Origin of the sequence: Aquimarina sp. BL5 (assembly GCF_003443675.1) — a bacterium.
GTDB lineage: Bacteria > Bacteroidota > Bacteroidia > Flavobacteriales > Flavobacteriaceae > Aquimarina.
Genome location: NZ_CP031963.1, coordinates 5,388,211 through 5,409,403, shown reverse-complemented (window position 1 = coordinate 5,409,403; position 21,193 = coordinate 5,388,211). Strand labels below are relative to the sequence as shown.

General features: G+C 32.5%; 18 protein-coding genes and 1 tRNA gene. 17 read left to right on the top strand and 2 right to left on the bottom strand.

Annotated features, from left to right (window positions below; genetic code table 11):
• Window positions 1-66: 66 nt before the first annotated feature.
• Window positions 67-1,689 carry a hypothetical protein gene (locus tag D1818_RS22820; protein WP_118462193.1) on the top strand — a complete coding sequence of 541 codons (1,623 nt, stop codon included), beginning with the start codon at window positions 67-69 and terminating at the stop codon, window positions 1,687-1,689.
• A gap of 109 nt (window positions 1,690-1,798) precedes the next feature.
• Here the strand turns inward: D1818_RS22820 and D1818_RS22815 are convergent.
• Both D1818_RS22815 and D1818_RS22810 read right to left on the bottom strand, forming a co-directional pair.
• Window positions 1,799-1,873, bottom strand: a tRNA-Pro gene (locus D1818_RS22815).
• A 73-nt stretch (window positions 1,874-1,946) separates the two neighbouring features.
• Window positions 1,947-2,468: a hypothetical protein gene (locus D1818_RS22810; protein WP_147406112.1), complete on the bottom strand. Its 522-nt coding sequence runs from the start codon at window positions 2,466-2,468 to the stop codon at window positions 1,947-1,949.
• A 201-nt stretch (window positions 2,469-2,669) separates the two neighbouring features.
• Here D1818_RS22810 and D1818_RS22805 point away from each other — a divergent pair, with 201 nt between their 5' ends.
• The 16 genes from D1818_RS22805 to D1818_RS22730 all read left to right on the top strand — a co-directional run bounded on the left by D1818_RS22805 (window position 2,670) and on the right by D1818_RS22730 (window position 21,192).
• Window positions 2,670-4,952, top strand: coding sequence for a TonB-dependent receptor (locus D1818_RS22805; protein WP_233558522.1), 2,283 nt, complete (start codon window positions 2,670-2,672; stop codon window positions 4,950-4,952).
• Window positions 4,953-4,996: 44 nt separating this feature from the next.
• Window positions 4,997-6,118: a PQQ-dependent sugar dehydrogenase gene (locus D1818_RS22800; protein ID WP_118464045.1), complete on the top strand. Its 1,122-nt coding sequence runs from the start codon at window positions 4,997-4,999 to the stop codon at window positions 6,116-6,118.
• Between the two features lie 3 nt (window positions 6,119-6,121).
• Window positions 6,122-6,604 (top strand): cytochrome c, encoded by a 483-nt coding sequence (locus tag D1818_RS22795; RefSeq protein WP_118462189.1) that lies wholly within the window; start codon window positions 6,122-6,124, stop codon window positions 6,602-6,604.
• Between the two features lie 141 nt (window positions 6,605-6,745).
• Window positions 6,746-7,498 (top strand): hypothetical protein, encoded by a 753-nt coding sequence (locus D1818_RS22790; protein ID WP_118462187.1) that lies wholly within the window; start codon window positions 6,746-6,748, stop codon window positions 7,496-7,498.
• Between the two features lie 46 nt (window positions 7,499-7,544).
• On the top strand, window positions 7,545-8,630 hold the full coding sequence (locus D1818_RS22785) for an anhydro-N-acetylmuramic acid kinase (protein ID WP_118462185.1): 1,086 nt from the start codon (window positions 7,545-7,547) through the stop codon (window positions 8,628-8,630).
• A 96-nt stretch (window positions 8,631-8,726) separates the two neighbouring features.
• Complete coding sequence (gene udk / locus D1818_RS22780) at window positions 8,727-9,335, top strand: uridine kinase (protein ID WP_118462183.1); 609 nt, start codon at window positions 8,727-8,729, stop codon at window positions 9,333-9,335.
• 120 nt (window positions 9,336-9,455) lie between these two features.
• Window positions 9,456-9,734, top strand: a complete 279-nt coding sequence (locus D1818_RS22775) for a septum formation initiator family protein (protein ID WP_371682610.1) — start codon at window positions 9,456-9,458, stop codon at window positions 9,732-9,734.
• Complete coding sequence (locus D1818_RS22770) at window positions 9,727-11,094, top strand: methylmalonyl-CoA mutase subunit beta (RefSeq protein ID WP_118462181.1); 1,368 nt, start codon at window positions 9,727-9,729, stop codon at window positions 11,092-11,094. The genes D1818_RS22775 and D1818_RS22770 overlap by 8 nt, the downstream gene beginning before the upstream one ends.
• A gap of 93 nt (window positions 11,095-11,187) precedes the next feature.
• Window positions 11,188-11,811, top strand: a complete 624-nt coding sequence (locus D1818_RS22765) for a hypothetical protein (protein ID WP_118462178.1) — start codon at window positions 11,188-11,190, stop codon at window positions 11,809-11,811.
• Between the two features lie 103 nt (window positions 11,812-11,914).
• The gene (locus D1818_RS22760; RefSeq protein WP_118462176.1) at window positions 11,915-12,556 is read left to right on the top strand and encodes a hypothetical protein; all 642 of its coding nucleotides are present in this window, start codon (window positions 11,915-11,917) and stop codon (window positions 12,554-12,556) included.
• Between the two features lie 2 nt (window positions 12,557-12,558).
• Window positions 12,559-14,694, top strand: coding sequence for a methylmalonyl-CoA mutase (gene scpA, locus D1818_RS22755; RefSeq protein WP_118462174.1), 2,136 nt, complete (start codon window positions 12,559-12,561; stop codon window positions 14,692-14,694).
• Between the two features lie 83 nt (window positions 14,695-14,777).
• Window positions 14,778-15,659: an SDR family oxidoreductase gene (locus tag D1818_RS22750; RefSeq protein ID WP_118462172.1), complete on the top strand. Its 882-nt coding sequence runs from the start codon at window positions 14,778-14,780 to the stop codon at window positions 15,657-15,659.
• 275 nt (window positions 15,660-15,934) lie between these two features.
• Complete coding sequence (locus D1818_RS22745) at window positions 15,935-18,787, top strand: pitrilysin family protein (RefSeq protein ID WP_118462170.1); 2,853 nt, start codon at window positions 15,935-15,937, stop codon at window positions 18,785-18,787.
• Window positions 18,788-18,920: 133 nt separating this feature from the next.
• Window positions 18,921-19,685 carry a ParA family protein gene (locus D1818_RS22740; protein ID WP_118462167.1) on the top strand — a complete coding sequence of 255 codons (765 nt, stop codon included), beginning with the start codon at window positions 18,921-18,923 and terminating at the stop codon, window positions 19,683-19,685.
• 6 nt (window positions 19,686-19,691) lie between these two features.
• A complete protein-coding gene (locus D1818_RS22735; RefSeq protein WP_118462165.1) occupies window positions 19,692-20,597 on the top strand; it encodes a ParB/RepB/Spo0J family partition protein in 906 nt (301 codons plus the stop codon).
• Window positions 20,587-21,192 (top strand): DUF5683 domain-containing protein, encoded by a 606-nt coding sequence (locus D1818_RS22730; protein ID WP_233558523.1) that lies wholly within the window; start codon window positions 20,587-20,589, stop codon window positions 21,190-21,192. Before D1818_RS22735 ends, D1818_RS22730 begins: the two co-directional genes overlap by 11 nt.
• Window position 21,193 lies beyond the last annotated feature (1 nt).

Sequence of the window (21,193 nt, the reverse complement as noted above, 5' to 3'; positions counted from 1 at the left end):
TTTTTTTATTTAGCATTCCTTTATATTAATTTAGAAATTCTGAAAATTACCTCGATATAAGAATTAATGATAAAAACACTATCGCTATTGTTATGGATAATAATCACTGTAATACCATTCAGTGGTAATTTCACATTTTCTCAACAACATTATAAAACCAACCAATATCTTAAGAAAGCAAGAAAGAATAAATTTCTAAATTCCGAAATATCAATTAAAAACTATAAAAAAAGTATTGAATATTTTACCCATAAAAGGGATACGTTTAATTTAATTAATAGTATCAATGAACTATCCGATGTATATGGTCACAATCTAAATTACAGTAAGGCTTATGACGGATACTGGGAAGCGTTACTTTTAGCAGAAAAAAGTAATGACGAATTTTCTAAATCTAGGGTTTACCAATCTCTAGGCTGGTTGTACAGTTTTTATAACCGTAATACAGAAGCCCTTGAGAATTTTAGCAAAGCTTTGGAACTAAGTAAAAAACTTTCTACTCAAAATCGAAGCAAAATAAATAATGTTATAAGTGATTATTATTCTATCGTTGCTTTCTATAGAGATAATAACGATCTTGAAAATGCAAGAATTTACTTGGATAGTTGCTATTCATATTTCACACCCACAAGCAAAGGCGTAAAAAATTATTTCTTAGAATCTGAAAAAGGTTTTTTATTAGCCGCGGATGGTAAATTTGATAGTGCCGAAATGATTCTCGTAAAATCGTATGATCACTTTAAAGAAAACAATGAGTCATATCTAGTTATTATACATTTCTTTTTGGCTAAGTTATACCACAAGAAAAACGAAGTAGAAAAAAGTAAATTTCACTATAATAGATCTTTAGAATTATCCGGCATTTATAACAGTCATAAAAATTATCAAATTATCAACCACAAAGAACTCTCTCAATTATACTATGACTCTAAAGAATATCAAAATGCTTTTTTTCATATAAGACAAGCAATTGATTTAGAAAATAAAATATTTGGTATTAATAGTGATAACAACAAATATCTCTTCGAAATAAAAGATAAGTATAGAATTCAAAAAGAAAAGCAAGAACAGCTATTTAAAGAACAAAAACTACTCGAGTTAGAACAAAAAGAAAAAATATCATTTCTAAGATCAATATTACTTTTTATAACCACATTGTTTATATTAATAATGAGCATTATAGTTTTTAAAAAATTAAAACAAAAACACATAAAAGAAAAAGCCCAGTTAAAAAAGAAACAGCGATTGAAACTAATAGAAAGCAAAGAAGTTATAGAACTTAAGAATAGAGAACTTACAGCATCTGCTCTGCAATTAATTGAAAAAGATGAATTTATTTTAGGATTAAAAAGTACACTCAATGATCAGAAGGAAAATCCGAATCAGAATTCTCTCAATAAAATTATTAAATCTATTAAATCTGATGTTGGAAATAACTGGAAAGAATTCGAAATCAGATTTATAGATATTAATCCGAATTTTTACAAAAACATAAAAACTGATTTTTCTTCGTTAACACAGACAGATCTCAAAATTTGTGCGCTGGTTAAGTTAAATTTTTCTAGTAAGGACATGGCCTCTTTATTAGGTATATCTATAGAAAGCGTGCACACATCAAGATATCGATTACGAAAGAAATTACAATTAGATAGGAATGATAATCTTGTAGAATTTATTTCAAGATATTGAACTGATTCTCGAACTGATGGAAATAATTTGACTGTTTCTCACAAAACCAAGTTTTTTAAACTCTTGTAACTAAAAAATCCAACCACATAATGTGATTGGATTCTTTTTGTCGGGGTGGCAGGATTCGAACCTGCGACCTCCGCGTCCCAAACGCGGCGCGATAACCGGGCTACGCTACACCCCGAAATAGTTATCCTTTTTGCGGGTGCAAATATAAGTAAACTCTTTTGTTAAAACCTATTATTTATTTAAAGATTTTATTTCAATATTCGTTTTAATTGAAGTTCTAATAAATACCCCAACTTATCATAGCATTCTCTTATTCTTTCTATATCTCCAAATTCTCCGTAAGCGTAATTCCCAATTACTTTAGGCGTCTGGGTACTATATACATATGAATCTGGCTGAGCTGTCTTTACAAATTTTAGTGTTGTCTCAAGTTTACCTTCTTCTCTACCCACACTCGCACTACCTCCATATCCTGTATATATCCAATCTGCTTCGATGATCAATGTATAATTCGTTTCTTCTTCTGCAAATACGAATTTTAAATCGCTATAGGCATCTAATTTTTTGCTTACTCCTTGAATAAAAGCATTACGCCAGGTTTCTTTTTTAGCTTTTTCATAAGTCTCCAACCACTTTTCGCCTTTATTCTTATCTATCTTTCCATACTTACTCTTCATATTCTCTATAAATTCCTTTTCAGGGTGAAGACTAAAAAAGATAACATCTTCAGGAAAAGTAAGCTTTACAGCAATCTTTGTTTCATTCTTCAAAAACTCAAGTTTTTTCTTATCGATTTTAATTCTTTGTGCAAAAGAAACTGTACTGGTGGAAACCAGAAAAAGGAAAACTATTTTTCTAAACATTGGATGACAGATATTATTGATTACGATTTTTGATCTGATTACAATTATAAGTTATTTTTAAGAATCGATACATAATTAGTTTACGATATTTGAGCAAAATTTCGCCTTTTGAAAAAAAAAATAATACTCCTCTTCTTTTTTCTCAGTTATGTAACAAATGCACAGTTTAACATTTCTGGATTAGTTATTGACAATACCACGCTAATCCCTATAAAAAATGCAACGATAATAGATGTAAAGACGGGAAATAAAACACTTTCTGATAACAACGGTACTTTTAAACTTGTTAGTAATGGAATTATTGAAATTTCTTTTGCAGGATATGAAACCAAAAAGATCACCGTAACTAATGATCAAAGCATTACCATATCGCTTATCCCAAATATAAATCTATTACAAGAGGTATTTATAAATAGCCAATCCATTCCCCTACAAGAGAAATATGCAACCGACGCAATTGCTATTGTAAGTAAGCAAGAAATCAACCGTGGTAATACTATTGAATTACACCCAATTCTAAATAAAGTTCCGGGAGTTTTTATGCAAAACGGTACGCTCAACACCAATAGGATTACCATAAGAGGAATTGGTGCTCGAAATTTATTTGGTACAGCAAATATTAGAACATATTTCGGAGATATTCCTCTAACGGATGGTAACGGAGAATCATCTATTGAAGATCTTGAACTAGCTTCAATTTCTAGAATTGACATTCATAAAGGACCTTCGTCTAGTAGCTATGGTGTTGGCTTAGGAGGAACTATCTTGTTAAGACCAGAATTTATAGATTACCAAACTACAGAGGCTTTCTTTTCTAGCTCCTTAGGGAGTTACGGATTGAGTAGAAATATTGCAAAAATTGCTATTGGAGGAAAAAAATCAAATCTTAATATCGTTTATAGTAATAATCATTCTAGTGGATACCGAGATAATAACAGCTATAATAGAAATACAGTTACGGTTACTTCTTCTATATACTCTGGAGAGAAAAATAGTTTTTCCATTATTGCAAGTTATGTTGATTTAAAAGCCGGGATACCCAGTTCTTTGGATCAGGAAGATTTTGACAACAATCCAAGACAAGCTGCTTTCACTTGGGGACGATCTCAAGCTTTTGAAGATGTTAGGCATGGAATTCTGGGACTGACCTGGAAACACAACTATAACCCATTATTTTCTCACCATACTAGTATATTTACTTCTTTCAGAAATAATTATGAACCAAGACCATTTAATATATTAAAAGAAGAATCTAATACGATAGGTATAAGAAGTAGAATCATTGGTATTTCTAACCTATTTAATAAAAAGTGGAACTGGACGGCGGGTGGTGAACTTTTTTTAGACTTTTATAATAGTAAAACGTTTGATAATCTCTATGAAGATTTTCCTCCCGGTACTGGCAGTATTTTAGGCGACCAGCTTTCGGATCTTGATGAAAAAAGGAATTATTACAATCTTTTTGCCGAGACTAATTTCAAAGCAAATGATAAACTTCAATTTAATTTTGGGATTCATCTAAATCAAACATTTTTTGATATTGATGATGAGTTTTTAGTTGATAATGATGATAGTTCTGGAAGTTTTGATTTTGATCCAATTTTCTCTCCAAAAGCTGGAGTAAATTACCTATTAAACAATAATTTTATTTTTTTCGGAAACGTAGCTCACGGTTTCTCTACTCCTACTACTTCAGAAACTTTATTACCGGATGGTGAATTCAATCCGGATATAAAACCAGAAATCGGATGGAACTATGAAATTGGTACTCGTTATAATTTTTTCAAAAGCAAATTATATGGTTCTCTTTCTTTATACTCTCTGCGAATTAAAGATTTATTAGTAGCTAGAAGAACTGAAGAAGATAATTTCTTTGCCATTAATGCCGGAAAAACAATTCATAACGGAATAGAAGGAACGATAAATTACAACCTACTTAAGTTTAATCAAAAACAACTCAATTTATTTGCTAACGCATCTATCAATGATTATAAATTTAATGATTTTGTAGATCTTGATTCGGATTTTTCGGGTAATGATGTTACTGGGGTTCCTTCTCATGTTATTAATCTAGGGGTTGACCTAATCTCTAAAAAAGGAATTTACGGAAATCTTAATTTTCAGATAGTTGGTGAAATTCCAGCTAATGATCAAAACACAGTGTTCAATGATCAATATGAATTATTAAATGGTAAAATAGGATATAAAAACAATATTATAAAGCACCTCTCTTACGATCTCTTTTTAGGCGCCAATAACATTTTAGACATAAAATACGCTTCGCAACTACAGATTAATGCCAGCGGTTTTGGAGGTAATGCTCCTAGGTATTTTTATCCAGGGATACCTTTTAATATATATGGAGGCATTAACATAAAATATAGATTATAAATAATTTTTATTTGTAATTTTCAGGAGTAAACTCAATGATTGAAATGAAGAATTTTGTATTTCTAAAAATAGTACTATTAAGTACCCTCTTTTCCTGTGCCCAAGAAAAGAAAAATGATGTCCAGATAGTCGCTGATCCAAAAAACTATACTACAGAAATTGTCGTTCCTGATTTACAAATTCCTTGGGGGATGGTTTGGTTACCAGACGGTAGTATGCTTATTACGGAAAAAAGTGGCGAACTAATTCATTATAAAGGCGGAACCAAGACTCAAATCGGCAATGTCCCTGAAGTATACAACCGTAATCAGGGAGGGTTATTAGACATTGAGCTTCATCCTAAATACAGTGAGAATGGATGGCTATATATCACACATTCCTCCAAAGAAGGGTCAGAAAAAGGAGGACATACTGCATTGATCAGAGCTAAACTCCAAAATAACCAATTAACGTCTATAGAAAAATTATATAAAGGAACTCCTAATACTACTCGCGGACACCATTTTGGATCTAGAATAGAATTTGATAATGAAGGGTATCTTTATTTCAGTATTGGAGATAGAGGAAATAGAGATGAAAACCCACAAGATATAACTAGGGATGGTGGAAAAGTTTATAGACTTAATGATGATGGAAGCATTCCCGATGACAATCCTTTCGTAAATGAAAATGGTGCAAAAAAAGCAATCTTCTCATACGGACATAGAAACCCTCAAGGTATGGCACTAAATCCTTTAGACGGAAAAATATGGGTTCACGAACACGGTCCAAGAGGAGGCGATGAAATTAATATTGTCAAAAAAGAAGTAAACTATGGATGGCCAATCATTACATATGGAATTAATTATAGTGGATCTTCTATCACAGATATAACCAACAAAGAAGGTATGGAACAACCTATATATTACTGGACTCCTTCTATCGCTCCAAGCGGAATGGATTTTGTAACTAGTGACAAATATCCTGACTGGAAAAATGATCTATTAGTAGGCTCTCTAAAATTTCAATATCTGGAATTAGTAGAACTAGATAAGGACCAAGTTATTGGTAGAAAAAAAATAGCCGAAGATATTGGTCGAGTACGCAATGTGCGCCAAGGTCCAGATGGTTATATTTATGTTGCCGTAGAAAATAAAGGAATTATAAAAATCTTACCAAAATCATAGTCGATGTTTGTTAAATTAAAAATAAGAAAACGTTTAAAGCAAATACTAATTCTAGAAGTTATTTCTATTATATTCTGTATCTCTGTATTAGCTAGACAAGGAAATCCAAATACCGAATATGTTGCTAACCATAGATTAGATTCTCAAGAAACTGAACTTTCTAAAAGTATTCTTAGAGGAGAAGAAATTTATACTGATTTCTGTATGCAATGTCATTTACACGACGGCAAAGGAACACCTAAGGTTTTTCCTCCATTAGCGGGATCGGATTGGTTAGTAAACAAACGTGAAGAGAGTATTCATTCTATAAAATACGGATTAAATGGCCCTATCAAAGTTAATGGAGAGTCATATAACAGTGCTATGACTTCATTGGGACTAGAAGATGAAGAAATTGCAGATGTCATGAATTACATTATGAATAGCTGGGGTAATAAACAAAAAAAGATGGTTACACCAGAAGAAGTGACCGCAGTTAAGAAATAAAAATAATTGTCATCTATTTTGAAAATATTTGCTTGAAAAATATTTCATTAAGAAAAACATAACAATCACTATATAATTTACGTTAACATTTTTTATAGCATTTATAAAACATATTCGGAAAGTCTGTAGAAACCAAGATTTATGAAATCCCTTTTATTTTTTGTTACACTTTTCATAAGCCTACATGCTTATAACCAAGAATTAGAAGATATTTCACCCAACAGATATAGATTTAAGTACCGATCCATAGTATACAAAGGGTCAAGAATGGATATAACGGACCAACTTAGAAAAATAAAAAACAGCCCTAAATTTTCCGGAATTCCAGAAGAGATTCAAACTGAACTTAATAAACTTTTTATAGATGCTAAAAAGCAAGCATTTCCTAGAGTATATCGAAAAAAAGCGATCTTATTTCTTGATGCCTTATACAATTATGAAGAGTTTGTGATCATGTATAACGGAGCTCTTTATGATGTTGTGGAAAAGTTAAAAAGAGACATGAAACGTATTGATTTCAAGCTTGAAAGACAATACATCAAAGCAAAAACGATAGTAGACCGTTTAAAAAAGAAAGACCCCACAAATACAAAGGAGATAGATTCTTTAAATCAAGAAAGACAAAAAAGCCTAATCAGATTAGCTAGTCATCGCTGGATGAAGAAAAAATTTGACGGATATAAAGGCATCAATGTTGTAGAAAATCCAGATGAACTTATTACAGAATTCAAAAAAGCAGAAGCTGCATATATATATTCCTTATTCGGAAAAAAAAGTGTCGATGAGATTAAGACATATCTGGAAAATGAGATCATCGATTTTTACTATAAAAAAGCGATAGTAGAAATTGACCCAGAAAAACTTGACCTTCAATACATCAATAAATATAACTAGGTAAAAAGAATATTGTTAAAAATATTTTACTAGTTTGCATTCGTAAATGTCAATTCCTCCTAAAATATATAAAGTAATAGGATTAATGTCCGGAACCTCATTAGATGGTTTGGATATTGCCTATTGTGAAATAGAAAAACAGCAAGATTCCTGGACTTTTTCGATTACTAAAACTAAAGACGTAGATTACAATCCAGAACTTAAAAATAGTTTAAAGAACGCAGTACATCTTGATCCCGTTAGCTTACTTGCCTTTCATAACCAATACGGATTATGGTTAGGCGCCCAAGTGAAACAATTTATTGAAGAAAACAACCTGAAAATAGATTTTGTTTCAAGTCATGGTCACACAGTTTATCATCAACCAGAAATCGGATTAACTTATCAGATTGGTTCTGGTCAACATATTGCTAATTCTTGTAATCAAAAAGTGATTTGTGACTTTAGAACTAATGATGTGGCTCTTGGTGGTCAAGGGGCTCCCTTAGTTCCTATTGGAGATCGATTCCTATTTAGTGATTATGATTTTTGTCTCAACCTAGGTGGTATCAGTAATATTTCTTTTGAACTTAATGACAAAAGAATTGCTTATGATATTTCTCCAGCTAATATGTTATTGAATCTTATTTGCTCTAAAATAAATCTTGAATATGACGATAGAGGAAAACTTGCCAAAACCGGAACATTAAATAAAAAGATATCGGAAGCTTTAAATGAATTGGCGTATTATAAAGAGCCCTATCCCAAATCGCTAGGATACGAATGGTTTTTGGAGAAAGTCGTTCCAATTATCGAAAACGCAAATGATTCGGTCGAAAATTTACTACATACAGCCGTTCATCATATCGCATTACAAATCTCTAACGCTATAAAAGTAACCCATAAAAAAAATTCATCACTTCTGATCACTGGTGGCGGTGCCAAAAATGATTTTTTGATAGAAATTTTACAATATAAACTTCAAAAATTCTCTACAGTTATTATACCCAGTAAAAATATCATTGATTATAAAGAAGCTTTAATTTTTGCATTTATGGGAGTGTTAAGAGATAGAAATGAAACAAATTGTCTGCAGTCTGTTACTGGTGCAAAAAGAGATTCTTCATCAGGAGTTATCTACTATCCCCAATAATATTTCAATTTCTTCTAACCTTTTGTAAAAAACTCTATCGATCAAAAACTCGATAACTCAATAACTATTTCTAAATTTGTCAAAAAATAATTGGGAATGCTTATTATTGGTATAGCTGGAGGAACAGGTTGTGGAAAAACGACTGTCGTAAATCAAATTGTAAACGAATTACCTGAAAATGAAGTATGTGTTATTTCACAGGATTCATATTACAAAGACACTAGTCACCTTAGATACGAGGAAAGAACTAAAATAAACTTTGATCATCCACAATCCATAGATTTTGAACTATTAGGTGAACATCTGAACGCTTTAAGAAAGGGAGAAACTATTGAGCAACCTGTATATTCATTTGTCGAACACAATCGTACTAAGGAAACCATAAAGACCAAACCCAGTAAGGTAATTATTGTAGAAGGAATTTTAATTCTTACGAATCCAAAGATTCGGGATATGTTCGATATCAAAATATATGTCCACACAGATAGTGACGAGCGCTTAATTAGACGATTAAAACGCGATATCGCAGAAAGAGGTCGCGATATGGAAGAAGTTTTACACCGCTACCAGAACACTCTAAAACCGATGCATCAGCAGTTTATTGACCCTACAAAGGAGTTTGCTGATTTGATTATTCCTAATAATAATTACAATAATGTTGCCATTGATATTGTTCGTACCATTGTAAAAGAACGCTTGAATTAACTTTTGTACCTTTATAAACTAAAAATTATTTGATCTAAGTTGAAGCTAAAACGTTATTTCGAAAAGCTAAGGAACACTCCTGCTCTGATACCGGTTTTTGCCATATTTTTTAATAAATATGTGTTGATAATTTTGGTGTTCGTAATATGGATCCTGTTTTTGGATACAAATTCATGGCTTATACATAGAGAATTAGATCAGGAAATCAAAGAATTAAAGAATAACAAAGAATATTATAAAAAGGAAATTGTAAAGGATCAAAAGGATATAAAAATTCTAAAAGATAGCAGTGAACTAGAAAAGTTTGCCAGAGAAGAATATTTTATGAAGAGAGATAATGAAGAAATCTACATTATTGAATACGAAGACAGTATCCCTAAAAAAGAAAAAGATGACTAAAACTTTGTTTGATAGTTTTGATGAAATTTCTGCAAAAGAATGGAAGCAAAAAATTCAGTTCGATTTAAAAGGAGCTGATTATAATGAAGCTCTAATCTATAAATCGTATGAAGGAATTGACGTAAAACCTTTCTATAATGCTGAAGATATTATTGATGTAGATCTTAATACCTCTCACCCTTCTGCTTGGAAAAACTCTTTAAAAATTGAAGTTGAGGATGCTACTACTGGAAATAGCGCTGCCTTAAATGCTATTAAAAAAGGAGCAGAAAGTATTTATTTTATTGTTACCACTGAAAATATAGAACCGGATACACTTTTATCCGATATCTCCCCGGAGATACCTGTTTATATTGAAACTTTATTTTTGTCTTCAGCTTATATCCAAAAGATAAACACCTATGCTGATAAATCGAAGATTTCTATTCATTTACTCACCGATATCATTGGGAATCTGGCAAAAACCGGAAATTGGTTTAAGAATCTAAAAGAAGATCATCAGATAGTAGAAAACATAGTAAAAGAAGGCACTAACATAGACAATATTATTAGTGTAGACCTTGGTATACTTCAAAATGCGGGAGCTACTATGATCCAGCAATTAGCGTATGGATTAGCTCACGCTAATGAATACCTTAATCATTTCGAAAATCAAGAAAACAATCCTTTCCGGGAAAAACCAATAATTTTCAAAGTTGCTATTGGGGGAAATTACTTCTTCGAAATTGCTAAACTAAGAGCTTTAAGGATATTATGGGATTCTTTGGCAGAAGAATATAAAATGTTAAAAAAATGTTATATATTCGCGCATCCTTCACACAGAAACAAAACCATTTTAGATTATAATGTAAATATGCTTCGTACCACCACTGAGTGCATGAGTGCTATACTAGGTGGAGCAGATACGATTCATAATTTGAGATATGATGATGTATATAATCTAGAAAACGATTTCGGAACAAGAATAGCAATCAATCAATTGTTAATTCTAAAAAACGAGAGTGCTTTTGATGTTGTAAACAATCCTGCATCTGGATCTTATTATATCGAAAGCTTAACAAATCAGCTAGCTGAAAAAGCGTTGTCTTTATTTAAAAACATTGAAGAAGGCGGAGGCTATTTAAAACAATTAAAATCTGGAACCATCCAGAAAAAAATAAAAGAAAGTTCAGAGAAAGAACAGGAGCTTTTTGACAAAGAGGCAATTATTTTAACAGGAGCTAATACCTACAGAAATCCTGAAGAAGTATTACCTCCGATGGAGAAAAATCCCTTTCTTGAAAAAAATGTAAGAAAAACTTTAATTAGTCCAATTATCAAAAAAAGATTGTGTGAAAAAATTGAGAAAATTAGTATATAACGGAAATAATTCATAATTTATTGTTAACTTTCCAAAAAAATTAACATTTAACACCAAATAATTAACAAAACTAAATCTTAATCGATGCCCCAAATGATTAGATCTAGAATCGTCATAATAACTTTACTACTTTTAACATCAATATGTTACTCCCAAAACGGTATTAATTGCCTCAGCGTTGATAGCAGTGGACTCTACAGTAAAGCATTCAATTCTTTCGAAAAAGACTTATTCGAATACTACAAATTTGGAAACGATTCCATAAAAACATATCGCACGTTCTTAGCAGAAGTAGCTAGTTTATCATTGGATTTAAGAAAATTACCATCGGACAATTCTATCCAATTAGCGCGACTTTTTAAAAAGAAATCTAATGATCCTAATTCTATTTGGGTAAAACTAAGTGAATACGAGAATCAAGAAGCAAGCAAAAAACCATCACCTTATACTCATCCTAGTAAAAAGGGAGAGGAAGAGATTCTGATTTTTAATTATAGAGGAGGACTTATCCAGTGTTTAAAAAACAATAGTGATAGTGATGACTTCCAAAACATCATTACTACCTTAGAGCAAGATGGAAATGTAAGTACGTCGCTAATCGCACAAAGAATTTATTATATTCCGGACAAGAAATTTCGTTCTTCCGAAATAAAAAAGTTTATCGCTTTTGATATTTATTTCTCTATTCTTATGGTTATCGAAAAAGCATTTGGTTAATTGTTATTGCAATATTCTTATTAACTAGCTAACATAATCTATATTTTCTAAAATAGATCACTAATAAAACCGTAATTTTACATTTTTATTAATGTTTTCTTCAATGAGAATAAGACTATATCTTCTTATTGGTTCTTTGCTGATTTTAATTTCGTGTAATACTGTTTTACAGGAAACCCAAAATTGGATAGAAAAATCAAATGATAACACCATCCAGATATTAGAAGGTAATTACTTCCATCTAGAGAATGGATTGATCAAAACGTTTCTACCTAAAGGATTTAAACAACTTACATTAGAAACTTATAGATCCATACTAGACTCCTCTCTCACAAGATCCCAGTTAACTAATGAAATGAGAAGACTAGAAAGTATGAGAGACATGGAAGGAGATTTTTATTTGTTCTTTGACTCTTATACTAGATCAACCTATACCTTAAACACTCTTCCTTATATGAATTTTAGTAAGCAAGATGCTGCTATGTTGCTGTCCATTATCAAGCAAAAAAACAATCAAGTAAGCCTTGTTACTGACCTCAACTTTAAAAAACTTACCGCTGCTTACGCAAAAAATAAGGATTTCACCATGTTTAGATCTATATTCCAGGTCGATAATGTAGAGGAAGACATTCGAATATTTAGTAATTTTTATATAATTACGGCAGATAAGCAAACATTTATGATCAATCTTACAACTCCGTTTGAAGTAAATTTTGATGGATATATTGAAAAAATGAAATTTTAAAAATGACCAGAAAAAATATTCAACATATTACGTTACGTCCAGAGAGTAAAGCTTCCGATTCATCTTCTGAAAAGGAGATCTTTACTACTTCGGAAGGAATTGAAATAAAATCTGAATATAGCAAAGAAGATATAAAAAATCTTCCCCATCTTAATTTCGTAGCTGGAATACCTCCTTATTTGCGTGGCCCCTACTCTACTATGTATGTAAGAAGACCTTGGACTATTAGACAATATGCCGGATTCTCTACTGCAGAAGAAAGTAATGCTTTTTATCGTAGAAATCTTGCAGCAGGTCAAAAAGGACTCTCTGTGGCTTTTGATCTTGCTACACATCGCGGATATGACAGTGATCATGAGAGAGTATTTGGAGATGTAGGAATGGCTGGAGTAGCCATCGACACAGTAGAAGATATGAAAGTACTCTTCGATCAGATACCACTAGATAAGATGTCTGTCTCTATGACAATGAATGGAGCGGTTTTACCAATAATGGCTTTTTATATTGTAGCAGCAGAAGAACAAGGAGTCGATCAAAAATTGTTATCAGGAACTATTCAGAATGATATCCTGAAGGAATTTATGGTACGTAACACCTATATTTATCCACCTACTCCATCCATGAGGATCATCAGCGATATTTTTAAATATTGCTCTAAAAACATGCCTAAATTTAATCCAATAAGTATTTCCGGATACCATATGCAAGAAGCGGGAGCAACTTGTGATATTGAATTAGCATATACATTAGCGGATGGATTAGAATATATCAGAAAAGGGATTGATGCTGGTTTAGATGTTGATTCTTTCGCTCCTCGTCTATCATTTTTCTGGGCAATAGGAATGAATCATTTCATGGAAATTGCAAAAATGAGAGCAGCACGTATGCTTTGGGCTAAACTGATTAAACAATTCAATCCTAAAAATCCAAAATCCTTAATGCTCAGAACACATTGTCAGACCAGCGGATGGAGTTTAACCGCACAAGATCCCTTTAACAATGTAGCCAGGACCTGTATAGAAGCTAGCGCAGCGGCTTTTGGAGGCACGCAAAGTTTGCATACCAATGCATTAGATGAAGCTATAGCATTACCTACTGATTTTTCTGCCAGAATAGCTAGAAATACACAAATATACCTTCAGGAAGAAACTCAAATAACACGTACTGTTGATCCTTGGGCCGGAAGCTACTATGTAGAATCTTTAACAAATGATATAGCAGAAAAAGCCTGGAAACTTATAGAAGAAGTTAAGGAATTAGGGGGAATGACTAAAGCGATAGAAGCTGGAATTCCTAAAATGCGCATAGAAGAAGCGGCAGCTCGTAAGCAAGCTAGAATCGATAGTCAACAAGATTTAATTATCGGAGTTAATAAATTTCAACTAGAAGAAGAAGAACATATCGCTACCCTGAAAGTAGATAATAATGCTGTAAGAAAACAACAAATTGATGGTCTAAATAAAGTAAAAAACTCTAGAGACGAAAAAGCGGTACAACAAGCACTGCTTAATCTAACAAAAGCGGCTAAAGATGATGAGAAAAACTTATTAGCTTTAGCTGTGGATGCTGCGCGATTAAGAGCTACCTTAGGGGAAATTAGTGATGCTCTCGAAAAAGAATTTGGAAGATATAAAGCAGAAATAAAATCATTTACAGGAGTGTACGCTAAAGAAATAAAAGACGATAAATCATTTAATAAAGCAAGAGAATTAGCTAACAAATATTCAGATCTCGAGGGTCGAAGACCTAGAATAATGATTGCAAAAATGGGACAAGATGGTCATGACCGTGGAGCTAAAGTTGTTGCTACTAGTTATGCTGATGTAGGTTTTGATGTAGATATAGGTCCTTTATTTCAAACTCCGGAGGAAGCCGCAAAACAAGCTGTGGAGAATGATGTACATATTGTAGGTGTTTCCTCATTAGCTGGAGGACACAAAACTTTAGTCCCTCAAATTATTGCCGAATTAAAGAAATATGAAAGAGAAGACATTATGGTTATTGTAGGTGGAGTAATTCCTCCTGATGATTATGAATTTCTATTTCAGGAAGGAGCTGTTGCTATATTTGGTCCTGGAACCAAAATAAGCGATGCGGCGATTACCATTTTGGAAATTTTAATTTCGACCTTAGAATAATTTTAAAATACTATGCGTGCATAGTATTTTAAAATTAAATTGTAACTTTCACAAAAATAACGAACGATATTAATACAAAACATATGAGCTATACTGATAAAATGCTTCGTGATGGGGCCTTGGAAGGAAAAAACATTGTAGTTACCGGTGGTGGTAGCGGATTAGGTAAATCAATGACCAAGTATTTTATGGAACTTGGTGCCAAAGTAGCTATTACCTCACGTAATCTCGAAAAACTACAAGGTACTGTAAAAGAACTTGAAGAAGAAACAGGAGGAACTTGTATACCTGTACAATGTGATGTAAGGCATTATGATCAAGTAGAAGCTATGAGAGATCAGGTTTTAGAAGCATTCGGAACCGTAGATATACTATTAAATAACGCGGCAGGAAATTTTATCTCTCCTACAGAACGTTTATCCGCTAATGCTTTTGATACCATTATTGATATTGTACTAAAAGGAACTAAAAACTGTACTCTTGCTTTTGGAAAACACTGGATTGATACAAAATATCAAAATACTAATGTTTTAAACATAGTGACTACTTATGCTTGGACCGGTTCTGCGTACGTAGTACCAAGTGCAACTGCTAAAGCGGGAGTATTAGCTATGACACGATCACTTGCGGTAGAATGGGCCAAATATGGAATGCGATTTAATGCAATTGCTCCAGGGCCTTTTCCAACTAAAGGTGCTTGGGATAGATTATTACCTGGAGATATGAAGGATAAGTTTGATCTTTCTAAAAAAGTACCACTACAGCGTTTAGGAGAACATCAAGAATTAGCAAACTTAGCAGCATACCTTGTTTCTGATTTTTCTGCATATGTTAATGGTGAAGTAATCACATTAGATGGAGGAGAATGGCTGAAAGGAGCTGGACAATTCAACTTATTGGATCAAGTTCCTGAGCAAATGTGGGATATGCTAGAAGCTGCAATTCGAGCTAAAAAGAGTAAATAAAACACATCATATAAATTGAACATTACTGAATATCGGATTTTTTTCTGGTATTCAGTTTTTTTTTTAAAATACATATGGAGTCTAACAGAAACAAACTAAAGAACACGTATTAGCAAATAATGGTTTATTAAAGTAATATTCAAGAGAATTTTAAAAAGGTTAAATAAAAAATTAATTAGTCACCCCCTATCTCTTACAATATTCTTTAAATCGATTTTTTAACTATTTTAGGCTTCTAGTAAATTCTAGAACGAGTTTATACTAATAATTCATCAATGAAGAGGAAAAAAATTTCTATAGCGCTTATCGGAGCATTTTTATGTAGCATCCCACTTACTATAATTGCACAAACAACTAATAAAGAATCGGGAGTATCTAATAGTATAGAAAATGAGGCAAAAATCCCGGTAGACCCTAATGTAAAAATAGGAAAATTAGATAATGGCCTCACCTATTACATCCGAAACAATGGAAAACCAGAAGATAAAGTAGAACTAAGGCTAGTTGTAAATGCAGGATCCATTTTAGAAAATGAAAATCAATTAGGACTTGCTCATTTTATGGAGCACATGAACTTCAATGGCACGAAGAATTTCAAAAAGAATGATCTGATTGACTACTTACAAACTATTGGAGTAAAATTTGGCGCAGATTTGAATGCATATACCAGCTTTGACCAAACAGTGTATATATTGCCTATCCCTAGTGATGATCCCGAAAAGTTAGAAAAAGGTTTCCAAATAATTGAAGATTGGGCGCACAATGCGGAGCTAACAGAAGAAGGGATTGATGGAGAAAGAGGTGTTGTCCTAGAAGAGTATCGCATAGGTAAAGGTGCTAATGAAAGAATGCTTCAAAAATACTTACCCATAATTGCCTATAATTCTAAATATTCTGAACGTTTGCCTATAGGTACAAAAGAAAATCTCGAAAACTTTAAATATGAAGATGTAAGAAGCTATTATAAAGATTGGTACAGACCTGATTTAATGTCAGTAGTTGCTGTTGGAGATCTCGATGTTACAATTTTAGAACAAAAGATAAAAGATCATTTCAGCGGTATCCAAATGCCAGAGAATCCTAAAAAAAGAGAAACTTATGGCACGCCAAATCACAAGGAAACTCTTATCGCGGTAGTTTCAGACAAAGAAGCATCTAACTCTATTGTAAGACTAATGTATAAGGATAGAGAGATTTCAGAACCAATGACTACGGTAAGTGATTACAGAAAGAATATTGTAGAGGGGGTTTTTACTCAAATGATGAATAACCGTCTTAACGAACTAAGAAACAAACCCAATCCACCTTTCGTATTTGCAGGGAGTAGCCACAGTGGCATTTTCGCAAGAAATAAGAAAGCATATCAGTCGTTCGCTTTGACTTCTGAAACTGGACAACTTAATGCTTTGAAAGTAATTCTACAGGAGAACAAAAGAGTACAACAATACGGATTCAAAAAAGGAGAACTGGATAGAGCAAAAAAAGATATTTCGGCAAGATGGGAAAAATCGTTCAAGGATAAAGATAAAAGAGAATCTAATAGAATCATAGGAGAATATATTAATAACTACCTTGAACAGGAACCTATTCCTGGAATCGAATGGGAATATGAATATACAATATCACAATTACCAACCATTACTCTAGAAGAAGTAAATGAGTTAATTAAGAATTTTTTACACGATGATAACCGTGTCGTAGTAATGACTGGACCAGAAAAAGAAGGACTAAAGCAGGTTACAAAAGAAGAAATCATTTCCTTATTAAATGCAGTAGAGACTTCTGAAATCGAAGATTATAAGGACGAAGAAGTTCGTGAAAACCTGATCGAAAATATGCCGGTTCCTGGAAAAATCGTTTCTTCTAAAACTAATGAAAAATTAGGTTATACAGTTCTAGAATTAAGCAACGGAGCAAGAATCACCTATAAAAAAACTGATTTTAAAAACGATGAAATTTTATTTTCTGCATTTAGTTATGGAGGAAACTCTTTATATACTGATGAAGAATATCTGCAAATTACTTTTGGAAGTGGTAGTGTATCACAAACCGGTTTAGGTGGACTATCACGTAATGACATCAGGAAAGTGATGTCTGGAAAAATTGTCGCATTAAGCCCCTATATAGGTAGCATCTCTGAAGGTTTCAATGGTTTTACAACTCCTAAAGATATGGAAACACTATTCCAACAACTGTATTTATACTTTACGGATGTAAATAAAGATGAGAAAGCATTTAGAACAGAACTAGAAAAACAAAAAGGATTTTTAACAAATTATCTTTCTAATCCACAAAATTATTTTAGTGAAGCGTTTAATAAATTTCAATATGGGGAAAGCCCAAGATATACTGGTTTTCCTACTTCAGAAAAATTAGATGCCGTTAATTATGAACTTGCGTACCAAAAATATAAAGAGAGATTTGCAGGTGTTGGCGGGTTCAATTTCTACCTAGTAGGAAGTATTGAGGAAGTTAAACTGAAAGAATATGTAGAAAAGTATATTGCTAGTTTACCAGACACTGGCAAAGATGAAACCTATAACGTTTCCGATTTTAGGCCAATATCTGGAGCTCATGAAAAAATAGTATACAAAGGTAAAGACCCCAAAAGCTCTGTAAATATAATTTGGAGAGGTGAAACAGAATATAATAAATCCGAAGATTTAGCCATAAAAGTTCTGGGAGAAGTCCTTTCTATTAAGTTAATTGAAAAACTGAGAGAAGAAGAAAGTGGTGTTTATGGTGTCGGTGCTAGAGGAAGACTTAACAAACTACCCTATGGAAGTTATAACTTTAGCATAAGTTTTCCTTGCGGTCCGGAAAACGTAAAAAAATTAACTGATGCCGCTATTGCCGAGTTACAAAAAATCGTAAAAGAAGGACCAACTGATAAGGATCTTTCTAAAATTAAAGAATCTAGATTATTAGACTATAAAGAAAAAAGTAAACAAAACTCATTTTGGCTGAGCAATCTTCAGAATGCGGATTATAATCAAACACCAATAGTGATTGGAGAAACCTATGCTGAAACTATCATAAAGTTATCTAAACAAGATATTCAGAATGTAGCTAAAAAATATGTAGATGCTGGATATATTTTAGGTATACTAATGCCAGAAAAAGAATAATTTAAACTTATTATTCATCCCGAAGGCCATCAGTTTCAGCTGATGGCCTTTTTTATTAAACACTGTTAATATTTTTCATTTTTATAATGTATAATTAATTGTATTTTTATCGCTTAAATCCAAATCTCCCCACATGGGTAAAATAATAGCGATTGCCAATCAAAAAGGTGGTGTTGGTAAAACAACCACTTCTGTAAATTTAGCAGCTTCTCTAGGAGTATTAGAGAAAAAAGTATTACTAATAGATGCAGACCCTCAAGCCAATGCGACTTCGGGACTGGGACTAGACGTGGAAAGTATTGAAAAAGGAACCTATCAGATTCTGGAACATACTATTAAACCTGAAGAGGCAATATTAGAGACTAATTCTCCTAATGTAGATATTATACCAGCGCATATTGATCTGGTGGCTATAGAGATTGAACTAGTAGATAAGGACGAACGAGAATATATGCTAAAAAAGGCTATTGAACATCTTAAATCAGCATATGATTATATTTTGATAGACTGCGCTCCATCACTTGGTTTGTTAACACTTAATGCACTTACAGCATCGGATTCGGTAATTATTCCTATTCAATGTGAATATTTTGCGCTTGAAGGTTTAGGAAAATTACTAAATACAATAAAAAGTGTTCAGAAAATCCACAATCAACATCTGGATATCGAAGGGTTATTGTTAACCATGTATGACTCTAGGTTGCGATTATCTAATCAAGTAGTCGAAGAAGTACAAAAACATTTTAATGAAATGGTTTTTAAAACAATCATTCAGAGAAATATCCGTTTAAGCGAAGCACCTAGTTATGGCGAAAGCATAATAAATTACGATGCTTCTAGTAAAGGTGCCAGCAATTACTTAAGTTTGGCGCACGAGATTATAAAGAAAAATAGTTAAGGATTCATGGCGAAGGCAAAGAAAAAACAAGCTTTAGGCAGAGGGTTATCAGCTTTACTGAAAGACCCGGAAAATGATATCAAATCGGCAGAAGATAAAAATGCCGATAAAGTGGTTGGAAATATTATAGAATTGGATCTCACTAGTATTGAAGTAAATCCTTTTCAGCCGCGTACAAGTTTTAATGATGAAACACTACAAGAACTTGCTACTTCTATAAAAGAAATAGGTGTAATCCAGCCGATTACAGTTCGTAAGTTAGATTTTGACAAGTATCAACTAGTAAGTGGAGAAAGACGTTTTAGAGCGTCTAAATTGGTTGGATTAAAAACCATTCCCGCCTATATTCGTATTGCAGATGACCAAGAGTCATTGACAATGGCACTGGTAGAAAATATTCAACGTCAGGATTTAGACCCTATCGAGATTTCATTATCCTATCAAAGATTAATCGATGAGATTAAACTAACCCAAGAACAATTAAGTGATCGTGTAGGTAAAAAAAGATCTACGATTGCTAATTACTTAAGATTATTAAAATTAGATCCTATTGTACAAACTGGTATTCGAGATGGATTTATCTCTATGGGTCATGGAAGAGCATTGATTAATATCCAAGATCAGCAACAACAGCTTGATATTTATGAAAAAATTATTGGAGATTCATTATCTGTTCGTAACACTGAAAAATTAGTTAGGTCTTTAAATAACAAAGAAGAAAAACCTACTACTGAAAAAACGGAAAGTAAAGCTCCCCAATATATCCTAAAAGGAATCAAAGATTTCTCAGAGTATTTTGGAGCAAAGATTGACGTGAAGGTTTCCAGTAACGGACGTGGGAAATTAATTATCCCGTTTTCTTCAGAAGAAGATTTTAAACGCCTAAAGAAACTCATTGATAGTGAAAACTAAGTCCTTTTATATTATCCTATTCCTGTTTTTTTGTGTTCATTCTATTTTTTCTCAAGAAGAGAATGAAAACGAAGAACTAAAAGTGGTTACTGAAGAAGTAGCCGTAAAAAAGAAGAAGAAAAAGAATCAAAAATTAAGACCTTATGAACCCTTAGCTCCTGCTCGGGCGGCTTTTTATTCAGCTATCTTACCAGGACTCGGACAAGCTCATACCGGAAAGTATTGGAAAATACCGATTGTTTATGGTGCGCTGGGAGCCGGAATATATTATTATAAATTTAATAATGATTTGTATACCGAAGCTCGTGATTTTTATAAAAGTAGATTAGCAGGTGTCCCAGATGATCCGACCAATAGATTATCTGTTCTTACTAATGAACAATTAATAGATCGACAACGACGCTTTAGAAAGGATCAGGAATTATCAATAATGATTACAGTAGGTTTATATGTACTAAATATCATTGATGCCAATGTAACTGCTCATTTACAGCAATTTAATGTTTCTAAAGACCTATCCTTTAAACCAAAAGTAAATTTTAATGAATTAGGTGGTAAACCCAATTATGGTATGTCACTAAATTACAGTTTCTAAA

Bases quoted from the DNA above. Each gene is read 5' to 3' on its own strand.
- D1818_RS22820 (WP_118462193.1), top strand. From the start codon at position 67: ATGATAAAAACACTATCGCTATTGTTATGGATAATAATCACTGTAATA.
- D1818_RS22800 (WP_118464045.1), top strand. From the start codon at position 4,997: ATGAAGAATTTTGTATTTCTAAAAATAGTACTATTAAGTACCCTCTTT.
- D1818_RS22795 (WP_118462189.1), top strand. From the start codon at position 6,122: ATGTTTGTTAAATTAAAAATAAGAAAACGTTTAAAGCAAATACTAATT.
- D1818_RS22790 (WP_118462187.1), top strand. From the start codon at position 6,746: ATGAAATCCCTTTTATTTTTTGTTACACTTTTCATAAGCCTACATGCT.
- D1818_RS22785 (WP_118462185.1), top strand. From the start codon at position 7,545: ATGTCAATTCCTCCTAAAATATATAAAGTAATAGGATTAATGTCCGGA.
- udk (WP_118462183.1), top strand. From the start codon at position 8,727: ATGCTTATTATTGGTATAGCTGGAGGAACAGGTTGTGGAAAAACGACT.
- D1818_RS22770 (WP_118462181.1), top strand. From the start codon at position 9,727: ATGACTAAAACTTTGTTTGATAGTTTTGATGAAATTTCTGCAAAAGAA.
- D1818_RS22765 (WP_118462178.1), top strand. From the start codon at position 11,188: ATGATTAGATCTAGAATCGTCATAATAACTTTACTACTTTTAACATCA.
- D1818_RS22760 (WP_118462176.1), top strand. From the start codon at position 11,915: ATGAGAATAAGACTATATCTTCTTATTGGTTCTTTGCTGATTTTAATT.
- scpA (WP_118462174.1), top strand. From the start codon at position 12,559: ATGACCAGAAAAAATATTCAACATATTACGTTACGTCCAGAGAGTAAA.
- D1818_RS22750 (WP_118462172.1), top strand. From the start codon at position 14,778: ATGAGCTATACTGATAAAATGCTTCGTGATGGGGCCTTGGAAGGAAAA.
- D1818_RS22745 (WP_118462170.1), top strand. From the start codon at position 15,935: ATGAAGAGGAAAAAAATTTCTATAGCGCTTATCGGAGCATTTTTATGT.
- D1818_RS22740 (WP_118462167.1), top strand. From the start codon at position 18,921: ATGGGTAAAATAATAGCGATTGCCAATCAAAAAGGTGGTGTTGGTAAA.
- D1818_RS22735 (WP_118462165.1), top strand. From the start codon at position 19,692: ATGGCGAAGGCAAAGAAAAAACAAGCTTTAGGCAGAGGGTTATCAGCT.